Origin of the sequence: Singulisphaera sp. GP187, from assembly GCF_900129635.1 — a bacterium.
In the GTDB taxonomy this organism is placed as follows: domain Bacteria; phylum Planctomycetota; class Planctomycetia; order Isosphaerales; family Isosphaeraceae; genus Singulisphaera.
In genome coordinates, this window is record NZ_FSRB01000001.1 from 4,532,085 (window position 1) to 4,544,151 (window position 12,067).

10 protein-coding genes are annotated in these 12,067 nt (G+C 63.5%); 3 read left to right on the forward strand and 7 right to left on the reverse strand.

The genetic code is table 11. From position 1 onward, the window contains the following. Positions 1-56: 56 nt before the first annotated feature. Together BUS42_RS17470 and BUS42_RS17475 are read left to right on the forward strand one after the other, a co-directional pair. Positions 57-761: a YqjF family protein gene (locus BUS42_RS17470; protein ID WP_254053575.1), complete on the forward strand. Its 705-nt coding sequence runs from the start codon at positions 57-59 to the stop codon at positions 759-761. A gap of 537 nt (positions 762-1,298) precedes the next feature. Further along, the gene (locus BUS42_RS17475; protein WP_074308314.1) at positions 1,299-1,817 is read left to right on the forward strand and encodes a CAP domain-containing protein; all 519 of its coding nucleotides are present in this window, start codon (positions 1,299-1,301) and stop codon (positions 1,815-1,817) included. A 365-nt stretch (positions 1,818-2,182) separates the two neighbouring features. Here BUS42_RS17475 and BUS42_RS17485 read toward each other — a convergent pair whose 3' ends face one another. Then, the gene (locus tag BUS42_RS17485) at positions 2,183-2,746 is read right to left on the reverse strand and encodes a hypothetical protein (RefSeq protein WP_254053576.1); all 564 of its coding nucleotides are present in this window, start codon (positions 2,744-2,746) and stop codon (positions 2,183-2,185) included. Between the two features lie 344 nt (positions 2,747-3,090). Then, positions 3,091-4,569 carry a pyruvate kinase gene (gene pyk / locus BUS42_RS17490; protein ID WP_074308319.1) on the reverse strand — a complete coding sequence of 493 codons (1,479 nt, stop codon included), beginning with the start codon at positions 4,567-4,569 and terminating at the stop codon, positions 3,091-3,093. Positions 4,570-5,045: 476 nt separating this feature from the next. Between pyk and BUS42_RS17500 the strand changes: the two genes are divergently transcribed. Then, positions 5,046-7,010 carry a hypothetical protein gene (locus tag BUS42_RS17500; RefSeq protein ID WP_074308323.1) on the forward strand — a complete coding sequence of 655 codons (1,965 nt, stop codon included), beginning with the start codon at positions 5,046-5,048 and terminating at the stop codon, positions 7,008-7,010. A 386-nt stretch (positions 7,011-7,396) separates the two neighbouring features. Here the strand turns inward: BUS42_RS17500 and BUS42_RS17505 are convergent, their stop codons facing one another. The 5 genes from BUS42_RS17505 to BUS42_RS17525 form a co-directional block, all read right to left on the reverse strand. Beyond that, positions 7,397-7,750, reverse strand: a complete 354-nt coding sequence (locus BUS42_RS17505; protein WP_074308325.1) for a DUF1634 domain-containing protein — start codon at positions 7,748-7,750, stop codon at positions 7,397-7,399. A 2-nt stretch (positions 7,751-7,752) separates the two neighbouring features. Next, positions 7,753-8,631 carry a sulfite exporter TauE/SafE family protein gene (locus BUS42_RS17510; protein WP_074308327.1) on the reverse strand — a complete coding sequence of 293 codons (879 nt, stop codon included), beginning with the start codon at positions 8,629-8,631 and terminating at the stop codon, positions 7,753-7,755. A 9-nt stretch (positions 8,632-8,640) separates the two neighbouring features. Next, complete coding sequence (locus BUS42_RS17515; protein ID WP_074308329.1) at positions 8,641-9,423, reverse strand: GntR family transcriptional regulator; 783 nt, start codon at positions 9,421-9,423, stop codon at positions 8,641-8,643. A 184-nt stretch (positions 9,424-9,607) separates the two neighbouring features. Next, positions 9,608-10,162: a DUF4091 domain-containing protein gene (locus BUS42_RS17520; RefSeq protein ID WP_074308331.1), complete on the reverse strand. Its 555-nt coding sequence runs from the start codon at positions 10,160-10,162 to the stop codon at positions 9,608-9,610. 42 nt (positions 10,163-10,204) lie between these two features. Then, complete coding sequence (locus BUS42_RS17525; protein WP_083670021.1) at positions 10,205-11,956, reverse strand: IS1634 family transposase; 1,752 nt, start codon at positions 11,954-11,956, stop codon at positions 10,205-10,207. Between the last annotated feature and the right edge of the window lie 111 nt (positions 11,957-12,067).

Genomic DNA, 12,067 nt, shown 5'->3' on the forward strand with positions numbered 1-12,067 from the left:
TCCCAGGTCCCATCAATCGAGACACACCAACCCTACGGCCGGTTCGACGCGCCGTGATGAGACAGGACTGGAGTTTTCTGCTTTTTCTCCACTGGGAGGTTCCGGCGGAATCGCTTCGCCCCCTCCTGCCCCCGGGCCTGGAACTCGACCTCTACCAGGGCAGAGCGTACGTTGGACTCGTGCCCTTCACAATGAGCGGCGTCCGCCCCGTCGGCATTCCCCCCTTCCCGTGGTTGTCGCGGTACCATGAGACCAACGTTCGAACGTACGTCCACGTCGACGGCCGTGACCCAGGCGTCTGGTTCTTCAGTCTGGACGCAGCCAACCCGCTGGCCGTCATCGCCGCGCGGGCCTGGTTCCACCTCCCCTACCATCACGCTCGGATGCGTCTAACCCACGAATCTCCCGGCGCGGGGACAACGCCCGGCGCGATTTCCTATTCTTCGGAACGGCTCTGGCCCGGCCCGAAGCCGGCCACTCACACGATCCGGTGCATGCCGAAAGGGCCGATCACCCCCGCCGAGTCCGGCACTCTGGAGCACTTCCTGGTCGAGCGTTACCTGCTGTACGCCGCCCATCGGGGCCGGCTCCATCGCGGCCAGGTCCACCACACACCCTATCCGCTTCAACAGGCCGACGTCACCGCACTCGATGAGTCGCTCCTCGCCGCGGCCGGGATCGTGCGTCCCGACGTCCCCCCCCTCGCCCACTTCTCCCGGGGCGTGCGCGTTGAAGTCTTCCCGCTCACAATCCTCCCGTAAGCTGGTCGCGGCCCGTCCCCTCTCGGCCTGACTGGGAACCAAGGCTTCCACCTGCCACCAACGCGAAAAAAACGGTCATTTCGACGCCTTCCCTCCAAGACGGAACGGCGGCGAAGCGCCATCCCGATTCCGCTCGAAGCCAGGTCGAATTGGTTCACCGAACCGCCTGAATCCAAGCACCAATCAACGCACACATTCCTACAAAACCAGTCAATCGACAGCACTTACTCGTATTTCGATTTTACTCATTTCCAATCACCTAAACCCACCCTCTCCACCGGCCTCAAACCCATCAGCAATTGCAAAATTCAACGAAATATAAGCCATCTTTTGCACTCCCGGTTCCGCCGCTTTATTTGCCGTCGCCGAAGAAAAGGGTTGCATTTCCAGAAGATCCATCCCATTCTGGCAATGCACCACGGAAAGCTACGGGAGAGGACGCGTGGTTACGCCACTCGTTGTCGAGAGCCCGTGGCGGGGGAAAGGCGGCTGCGCTGGAGCAGTCGCAACCCGTGTGTTTCCAAAGGAGTTTGTCCATTGCCGTTTGTCACCCTCCTGAAGACGAGCACCGTGTTTTCGCTCGGAATCCTGACCCTCGCACTGTCGGCGACGCAGCCGGCCCGGGCCCAGCAAGCCTCCACCCCTCCCGCAACCGCAGTCGCCCCAAAACCCGCAACCGTCGCCGTCGCTCGCGCCGTCCAGGCCACGCCGGTCGCCCGGCAAGTTCAGGCCGCGCCGGTTGCACCGACCGGTGATCCGTACGGCTTCACCGCCTGGCTGAACGCCACTCGGGCGAGCTATGGACTGGCCCCGGTGGGCTACGACCCGAACCTGTCGAACTGGGCGTCGATGAACAACGGCCAGCAGCAGTCGCGGGGGATGGGCCATCACGTCATGGGCCCCGCCCGTCGGCAGAACGCCGCCATGGGTCAGTACGCCAGCATCGGCGCGATGTGGATGAATTCCCCAGCGCACCGCGCGGCCCTGCTCGACCCCTCGATCCGTTGGATCGGGATCGCCGGCCTCGGTGCCTACTGGACCTTCAACGCCTATTGAATTCGTTGGGGATCCTGAAGGCGTTCCTCGCGAGGACCGAGGCGCACCAACGCCCTTGATCCGGCCAACGGAGTGGCCGGGCTCGGTCGAAGACCCTTGAGGTTCGACAACCCGAGCGGGATCGTCCGCTTCAGGCCGATAACACGTGATCGACGATCGCGCCGCACCACGGCCCGATCGTCGATCGCGATTGACGGGGGTGGGCCACTCGTGACTTCGCGTTTTCGGTTACGAGGCGAGCGAACCGGCTGAGTCCCCTGCCCTGCCCTGCCCTGCCAGGCCAAGCCGATTGCAGCCAGGGAGCGATCAGCTCCCCGCTTGCCTGGATGAAATCCGAACGGGCGGGGACGCGTCGAGTCGGGGCCTTACAAAAACAGGGCGTCGCGGATCCGCTGGAGAATCACCTGCTCCAGCTTCGAGTCCCGATTCAAGCGGATCCAACCGTTGGGAACCGGCACCGGGCCGACGATCTCGCGGCTCCGGTTAATCGGGAAGTCGTTATTGAACACGGAGCGACCCGCGGCCGCGCGATCGGGCCTGGCCAGGTCTTCCAGCTCCTTGTGAACCTCGATCTTGACGACAAAGCCACCGCCAGGCGCCTGGGTGACGGTCGCCCGAGCGAACCGGCGGATCGTCTGCATCGTGGATTCCAACCGCTCGTCGAACCCGACCGAATCCCCGTTCCAAGGTTCTAGCAGGGTCGCGCCGAGCTTGGGCTGAGTCACGATCGTATGCGAGAGCCGGTTTTCCGTGGCGATGTCGAAGTACTCGTCGAGGACCGCGACGGTCGTTTTCCAGACCGTCTCGAAGTCGGCCGAGGGCACGAGCAGCGGGTTCTCCGCGACCGGTCGAGGCGCAACGATCGAACAGCCGGCCTGGCCGATTGCGGCGGCCGCCACGAGACAGGCCGCGAACATCCTGAGACGCATGATCATCATTTCGTCCCCTGGGACGCATCCTACGGCCAAGACGGGATCGATCAAGAGGCCGGACCAGCCAAACCTTGCGACGTGTGGGGGCGTCAATGCCCCGGGATTTTGGCCGGCCGGGCATCTTGTCCATTTTCGACAACTCTGGCAAGGCCGATTTATTCCTCGTTCAGCGCCCGGCCACCCGCTCGAGTCGGAATGGAATCGGAGGGCGTCGTAGAGCTGCAGGATCGCCAGCCAATCGGTTTCGGCATCGATTGATGCCGTGGTTAAATGATGGGGCACCGTCATCAAAGGCTCGGCGAGAGCATCAACCTCCCGCCGAGGCGTCCACAATGCGTGGGCTATTCCACCTCGCGGACGAGCAAGGCGTTGTGGGTCGGATTGCCGGGCATGGTTCCCGAGACCAGGACGACGCGGTCTCCGTGGGCGACGAGTTCGCGGGCGCGGGCCCAGGCCAGGGCGTGGTCGAGGGCGTGCTCGGCGTTGCTGATCTCAGGGTCGTGGATCGGAGTCACCCCCCAGTAGAGGGCCATGGCGCGGGCGGTCTCGGGGTCGTCGGCCAGGGCGAGCGTACGGGTCGAGTGCCGCTGCTTGGAGAGGGCCAGGGCCGTGCGGCCTGAATGGGTCGCGACCACCAAAAGCGCGGCCCCGACGCGCCGGCTGAGCACGCTGGCCGCTTCGACAACCCCTTCGGTGATCGGCGAAACCCAGCCCCCTCGACCAGGCGCCGGGCTCGGCGCCTGGAGTGAAACGGCCAGTCCCCCCGCGGTCGCGCTCCCGAAGAGAAGCGACTCGGCCTCGGCCGCGATCCGACTCATCGCCGAGACCGCCTCGATCGGGTATTTGCCGACAGCCGACTCACCCGAGAGCATCACGGCGTCGGTCCCGTCGAGCACGGCGTTGAAGACATCGCTCGCCTCCGCGCGGGTGGGGCGGCTCGACTGTTCCATACTGTTGAGCATCTGAGTCGCCGTGATCACAGGGACCCGGGCCCGGTTACAGGCGGCGATCACCTGTTTCTGGATCGCCGGCACCCGGGCCACGTCGATCTCGACGCCAAGGTCGCCGCGGGCGACCATCACCGCATCGGTCTCGGCGATGATCGCGTCGAGGTCATCGAGCGCCTGCGGCTTCTCGATCTTGGCGACGATTCTCGCCCGACTCCCGCGCCGCTGGAGTTCCTCACGGAGCCTCACGACGTCGGACGCCCGCCGCACGAACGAGAGACCGACGTACTCAACCTCATTCTGCGCCGTCCATTCCAGATCGCGCAGGTCCTTTTCGGTCAAGGCGTTGAGGTTGAGCGCCGCCCCCGGCAGGTTCACTCCTTGGTGCGATCGGAGCAGGCCCGGCAGCGTCACCTGAAGCCGGGCGCCCTGGTCGTCGCTGGCGGTGACGACCATCGCCACCGTGCCGTCGGCGAACAGCACCAGATCCTCGGGCTTCAGGTCGCGGGGCAAGTCGCGATAGGTGCAGGTAAGCTGGTGAGGATCGTCGGAGGTCCGTTCGACGACCAGGGTGAACGCGTCGCCCAGCCGGCAGTCAACCGCGTCGCCCGGAATCGGCCCAAGGCGAATCTTGGGCCCTCCCAGGTCTTGCAAGACCGCCAGCCGCCGCCCGGTCTCGTCGCCAACCGCCCGGATGTCCGCGAGCGCACCGGAGTGCTCCTCATGCGTCCCGTGCGAAAAATTGAGCCGGAAGACGTCCACCCCCGCCTCGACGAGCTGGCGGATCATGACTTTGCCACGCGTCGCCGGACCAAGCGTCGCCACGATCTTGGTCCGCACCTTGCCTAGCGGTTCGAGAAACGGAGTCGCCATGATGGAGTTGATCCTCGTTCTTTTTTTCCGTTGGCAGGGAGATCGTCGCGGTCCGACAGTCCTAATCACCTTAGAGAGCGAGGCGAAGCAGGCCCCGGTAGTCTACCCTTCCCAGGGCCCATGGGGGAATCGTGTCGACCGGCATGGCCTGCTGGAAAATTTCGCCCAGTTCCCCGAATTTTCCAAAAAGACCCAGTTTTTCTGTTCGAAGATCCGATGATCATCTTGAGGACCGAGGAAAAGGGTATTTCCAGCCGCCCCGCGCCACGCCCCACCGACCATCCAAAGCTCCAGCCGGCCATGGCCTTACAACCTGAATTGACGGGCCGGCACTCCGATCGGATAATCAACATGATGAGGGGATGGAAATTGTGGGGGTCTCCGCCGGGCCAAGGTCCACCGATCGTCCTTCCTGATCTCGCGAATGAACGGATCGTCGCGCTCCAGCCGTCGGCTCGACCGGGGACTCCTCACCGATGAAGCGAACCTTTGCCGTCGTCGCCCTGCTGGCCGCACTCGGGGTCCTGTTCAAGCTCTCCATGAAGGAGCTTCCCGAGCGCCCGACCGCTCGACCGGGCACCGCCCCCGCCGGCGCACTCGTGAGTTCCCCATCGGCCGACCCGGAGGCGGAGTTGCTGGCGCGTTATCCTCGGCCCAGTGATCGTGAACTGGCCGACCGCGTCTTGCGGAAGTATCGCCAGACGGCCCTGGCGATCGAGCGAACCGACGGCCTTCGCGGCCTCACCCTGCTGGACCGGCTCGACCTGGAAGCCATCTTCCTCTACGAAAAGCATCCGAATGACTTCCGCCGTTTAAGCGAGAGTCTGACCGACGACGCGGCGGCCGACCTCCTCTTGCACTGGCGCGAGTATTTCGGCCTGAAGCGGGCCGATGACACCGACCGCGGGATCCTGATCGCCGAGATCGGGCGGCTCACCCCCTCGCAACGTCGGCTCGCCTCGCGATACCCCAGCGCCCTGCCGCTCCTCCTGGCCGATCCGTCGGCCGTGACCGAGCTGATCGAGCGTTGGTCGGGAGACCCGAAGGACCTCGAAGACGCCTTGGTGATCCTCGACTTCGTCAGCCTCGACCGCGGCGCGGCCGACCTTCGCGCGGCCTTGCGGACGATCGACGACCACGGCATCGTGGCGCTCGACGCGTTCCGGCAGCAGGGTCTCGGCGGGTTCGCGCTGGCGAGCCTGTACGGCCCGGTGCTCCACGCCCTGAACGACGCGATGCCCCTGGACCAGACCCTGATTCTGCTGCGCGTCAACAGCGAATACGTCGATGAGCTGTTGCAGACGCACCCGGCCGAGACGGTGGCGGGACACCTGCGGCACGTCGCCGCGGCCGGCCTGGTCGAGGCGGTCGGCGGCAGCCCGCACGCCTTGCGGCTGGTCGTCGAGTTCGGCGAACGGGGCGAACAGGCCCTGACCCAGGCGGGGGCGGACGCGGCCGACGTCGTCTACGACGACTACTCGGACCCAGCCCTCCGCAACCAGGCGGTCGACGCCCTGGCCGAGCATGGCACGATGGCCCTGGCGATGCTCGACAAGTACGCCACCGACCCCGACTTCCGCGAGATCCTCCGCACCTACGGCGCGGCGATCATCCCCCCGATCGCGCAGACCGACCCGGGGCCGGAAACCCTCGCTTACCTCCGCTCCAAGTCCAAGCGATCGTTCACGGAGTCGGTGGCCGCATCGGTCCTCTTCCTCTCGGGCGACAATGGCCAGGCGACGATCAAGACGATCAAGAAAGACGGCCTCGAGCGGGTCGCCGAGTTGAACTCGTCCGAGCTGAAGTTCTACCAGTTCCTGCCGATGTACGACTTGCTCCACCTGGGGCGGGTCATGGGCCACGGGCAAGCGCCGACGTCCGGCGAGATGACCTGGGCCCTGGTCGACGGCTGCTTCGTTGTGGTCGACGCCCTGAGCCTGGTCGCCCTCCAGCCCGAAGGGGTCGTCGTCGCCGAAGCGGCCCGCGCCGAGCTTCGAACGATGACGCGTGAAGCGGTCAAGGGAATCAGCCGCGAAGCCGTCCAGGAAGGAACCGAATCCGCGGGCCGCGCCCTGACCCGCCGCGCCATCGAGCAAGGCGTCGAGTCCAGCACCGAGCGCCTCTCGCGCTGGTGGACCGTCCGCCTCGCCGGCGGCACCTACCGCGTCCTCCGCCGCCTCCCCGAAGCCTTGCCCCGTCTGAGCATCGCCGAAATCACCGACCTCGGCCGCCCCCTCTGCGCCAAGGCCGGGTTCCGGCTCAGCACCTGGGCCCCCTTGCGACTCCTCAAGAACGGCCAGGAAATCCTCCTCCGGATCCCCCCCGAACGCGGCCTGAAATACCTCGGTGTCCAGGCCGTCCAGGCCGGAGTGGGGGTCGTCGCGTTCCACAAGATGGAAGAGCACCTGGCCTCACGCCGCCCGCAAAACCGAGCGGAGTAAAGGGTTGCGACCTCCAACAAACCCGGCAACATGGCGACAGTGTCGAGTTTGAGACTGTCGCCACGTTTCCGGGGGTTCTTCATCCGTCGGAAGACAGGGAGCTCACGCTCCCCGCTCGCCGTTCAGGTGAGCGAAGACCAATAACCAAGAGTCGACACCGATCGTGGTTCCAGGGATTTCGCTCGCCTCTTAAAGGCGAGCGGGGAGCGTGAGCTCCCTGTCTTTGGGCCTTCACATGGGCTGGTTCTTTTGACACTGGGGCTACGGCACAGGGTGGATGGATCCGGGCGGAAGACCCGGCAACGTGGCGACATCGCCGAAACCGCACACTTGAACATAAATCAATTATTATAAACAACAATACGCATATTCACAACCGCAAACCACTATAAATATTCAATATCCGAATGGAGCGTCCCCAGAAGGAATCCGAGAGTAATGATGACAAGGACCGCCCCCGAGATCGCGGCGAAGTGGTAATCCCTCTCCAACAAGAAGACGGCCGTCATCAGTGCGACCCTCAGCACCGGTAGCGCAATCAGCAGCACGATGCCGATCGCAAGACATCGATCCGAAATCGCAACAAGGCTCTGAGCAAGCGGAAAGGCACCCTGAAACAGACTCAACGTCATTCCGAGTGCAAGCCAGCCGGAAGCAACGAGTGCCCCGTATCGGAGCAGTCCGGTGAGGATTGCTTCCATGCGAAGAAGTTGCTGTCGATCGTCGGATGACTCGCTCATTGCTAGATTCCACCGACCGAATGATCGCCCCGAAGGGCGGCGAGGAACATCTTGACCGCCAGGGCCAACAGCACGACGATGAACAACGTGCGGATGCGTTCATTGGACGTCCGCATGAGGATCTTCGTCCCCAGGTAAGCACCGCAGATCGACCCCAGGGCAACCGGGGCGGCAAGTTTGGGGAGGATATCGCCCCGGACGTAATAGATGCCCGCGCTCGCGGCGGCCGTGACGCCGATCATGAAGTTGGAGGTCGCCGACGAGACCTTGATCGGCAGGCGGAGCGCCGAGTCCATCGCGGGGACCTTCAGCACGCCACTCCCAATCCCGAGCAACGAGGACACCGCGCCCGCGGCATACATCAGGATCAATCCCAGCCAGACGCGACTGACGTTGTACGCGATCTCTTGCTGGGTCATCGGATCGGGATAACTCGAATGGAGCCGCAAGCGGGCCGCCCAGCGGTCGGGCCGAATCTCGAGTCGTTCGGCAGAATCATCGGCCGCCTTCCGCTTGCGGAACATCTGCTGGGCGGAAATCAACAGGATCACCGAGAACAAGAGATAGAGGGCCGACGAAGGGAAGAGGCCGCCCAGAACCACGCCCGTGAGCGCCCCGAGCGTCGTGCCGATTTCGAGCAGGATCGCCAACCTCACGTTCGTGAGCCGGTTTTCCATCGCGCTGGCCGCGCTGCCGCAGGAACAGGCGATGACCGAGACCAGGCTGGCACCGACGGCGTGACGGATGCTCACGCCGAACATCAGGGTCAAAGCGGGGACGACGAAGATCCCCGCCGCCATTCCCAACATCCCGCCGAGCATGCCCGCCGCCAAGGACATCAGGCAGACTAACCCGGAAAACATAACGCTGTTCACATCCATGATTTTCCATCATTCATTCTTCGCGTCGAGCCGCGGCAAGACCTCGAGCGGAAGCGGAGACTGGCGTCTTCGCAGGCGGGTGGAGAGCCGGATTTTGTCGCCCCGATAGTACAACTTCTCGTAATCCACCGGGCGTTGATCGAGGGAATACGAAACCCGTTCGATGAGCAGGATGGGCGCATTCACCTCGATCCCGAGCGCCTCCGCAACGAACGGGGCGGCCGAGATCGCCTCGAGCCGATAATCGGCTTCCAGGAGGGGCGTGTCGTACTTCCCCTCCAGCAGGGAGAAGATCGGGGCGATCTCCAGGTCGTTTTCCACAACCTTTTGCCCGAGGTCCATTGGCAAATAGGTTTCATCCAAGGAGATCGCCACGTCATCGGCCAACCTGACCCGCCTGATCTGCATGAGCTCCGTGCCGATCGGCACGCGGAGCTGCCGCGCAACCTCTTCGGTGGCTTCGACCGTCGCCTTCCCGAGCAGCTTGGCCGAGGGCCGCAAACCAATCGCCACCATGTCTTCCACGAACCCGGTCAGGCCGGTCAACTCCTGGGTAATCTTCTCCGACCGTACGAACGTTCCCTTCCCGCGCCTGATCTCAATCAGCTCGAGACGTTCCAGCTCCTGAATCGCTTTCCGGATCGTGGTGCGACTGACGCCGTACTTCTGGACCAACTCCTCTTCCGAAGGGAGCCGACTGCCGGGCGCAAGGGTCCCCTTGGCAATCAATGACGCCAATTCCTGCTCGATCTGATAGTAGAGCGGGATCGCGCTCTGAGGGTTCGGGCTCATACGGACATCATGACGTCGTGATGTCCGGTCGTCAATAGGCGAGGACGCCCTCGCAATGGCGACGGTACGCCCGCGTTCCCAGGAAAGGCAAGTCCATGGACGGCCGAACTTTGATGGCTCTGCGATGAACTCTGGGTGTTGCGCGACCCCGGTGGCTTGGCTTGCCACCGGGGCGTTCGACAATTCAACGGTCCGCGACGCCCACGGGCGACTTCAGAACCTTCCTCAGCGTCTTGGCGAGCCACTCCGGATCCTTGGGGAAGTCGGCATACGTCTTGATATCGGAGAGCATCGCGTCGCCCGGCGCAATGCCGGCCGTTTGCAGGATCGCGTAATCCTGCAAGGATTCGGCGAACACTTCCCAGCGAATCGAGTCGATCGGACCGTCGGGGCCCGGATAGATCATGAACGGGTCGCCGAACGGAATCCCCGGATAGCTTGCGTTCGAGCCGTCGTGGAACGGGTCGCCCGCCTCTTCCTTCTCCATCTTGTCCCAGTAGTTGAATCCCCAGTGCAGAAAGCCGTTGGCTTGGTGACGGTAGAATAGCCACCCCGACATCCTGATTTTCGATAAGGGGGTGTCCATGAACCGGTTCAGCCACGGCCCTGTGGGTGCGCAACAATAGTAGACCCAATGCGGGATCTTGGCGTCCATGTACGCCTGCGCCGCGGATACGAGCGGGATCGGAATGTCCGTCAGCCCTTCCTTGCCGTATTCGATGTTACCTACGTTCCGCACATCTCTGGTTCATTATCTCCGAATTTCCGGCGGCCTGCAATTTCAGCGATCGTAGGCCGTCGCCATGCCAAGCAGGTTCAGAATCTGGCGTTGCAACTTGGAGAGCTCGGTCGTGAATTCCACTGGCGCTTGCCCCTCCACGATCAGCTGATGACGCTGCACCTCCTCGAACAAATCAATCACCCGACGTGCCGTCGGGCGATGGCACGCTCGACCTTCCGGGTACAGAGGCACACTCTTCACACCATCGCGTTTCATCGCCGCACGCAGTTCCCGCTCCAGCAGCGCCTCGGTCAACAGGGCCAAGAAATAGACGCAAAGCAGCGACTGGATCCGCCCCACGTTCTGCAGGTACACGGGAGCCACTTCGAAGTCTGTCTTGAGTTGCGAAAACCGCTTCTCGATTACCGGCTGACGCTTGTATGCTAATAGCAATTCTTCCTCAGTAAGCAATAACTCGTTGGTGATTAGGGGAAAGACACCGTCGACGCACATTTCCGCCGCGAGAGCAACATGGTCGATGCGGTAAGTCAATGCGATGCGAACGGTCTCCTCTTTCACGTAGCGCGTCTTGTCGTTGGGACGGCCACGCCCCTCCTGACGGTAAGTTTCCTCCCGTTTTTCCACGACTTCGACTGTGATCCACCGGGCCAAGTCCCGCGGCTCCAGGATGGCCGCGACCGCCTCCTTGACCTTTCCGAGTTGGCGATAGCGGCTACGCGGCGAGCTGAGTTTTAACCGCAGTTCCGACAACGCCAGCAACGCACGCTCCACTTGCTGATGACGTGATGATGCGTCGACTTCCGCTTTCCGTGTGCTGTGACACCAGATCAGACGGTAGCCCTCGGCACTGAGGGTCGCCTGGTCGGCCACGCTGTAGCGTTCCAGGAGAACTCCCTTCTCATCCCGCTTCTCATGGATCGGCTTCCAGGTCACCTGGTCCTGGTACAACAACGCGCGGAATTCGCCATCTTCGGAGCGGGTACGAGGCAGGATGCTCAGGAATCGGCCGCCGTGCTGGTGCAGGTAAGCCATGTTCTCGGCGGTGGCGAGCTTGCAGTCGGCCACATAGAGAAAGTCCCGTCGCCCGGTCAACTGGCACAGCAGGTCCCAGGTGGCACGATGAGTGCGGTCGTCGGTGGTATTCCCGCTTTCGACGCGGAAGTGAACCGGTACGCCGCCATCGCGAGTGACGGTCAGGACGTAGAGCAGTTGTTTGAGGTCAGGGCGATGATCCTTGTTGTGCCCCCAGGTAATGGCCTGGGTCTTCTGGCCCCGCATCAGGTCCTCTTGGGCCGCCTCGCGATAGTCGCCGTGGAAGGTGATTGTGGTCGAGTCGTTATGGAGTTCGTCCAATGCGACGTTGAACTCCGCCACGGCATGGGTGGCGACGGCCAGGGTGAACGAGGGGACATTGGCGTCGAAGAGTCGGTCGAGACAACGTCCGACGCGGTCGTCGTTCCAGTGGGGCAGTTGGGCCGGGGTCAGAGCGAACCACTCGGCGGGGTGGCGACTCGCCCATTGGCCGACGCCATACATGGGTTCACGGGAGACGAGAAGGTTCTTGAGCAAGAGAAGGAGGCCGGTGGAGGTGGCGATCTTTTGGCGGGCATCCTCGGGGGGAAGGTATTGGCGGAGGAAGTCATCCAGTCGAAGTCGGCGGATGATCCGATCGAGGATGGGAAGGGCGCCGAGCCGGAAGGACTTGAGGGACTGACCGCCGGTGTGGGCCGCCTCGCCGGGACTGAGATCGGGAGCGGGATTCGACTGGCGCGGTCGTTTTTGTTCTGGCATGGACCATGGCCTCGAGAGGGATCAAATCGTCCTCGACATGCCCGCGATTGGCGACAGGCGTCGGGTTGTGATTCCCGTCGGCATGATTGTCCGAGAGTCGAGCGGGTCAAG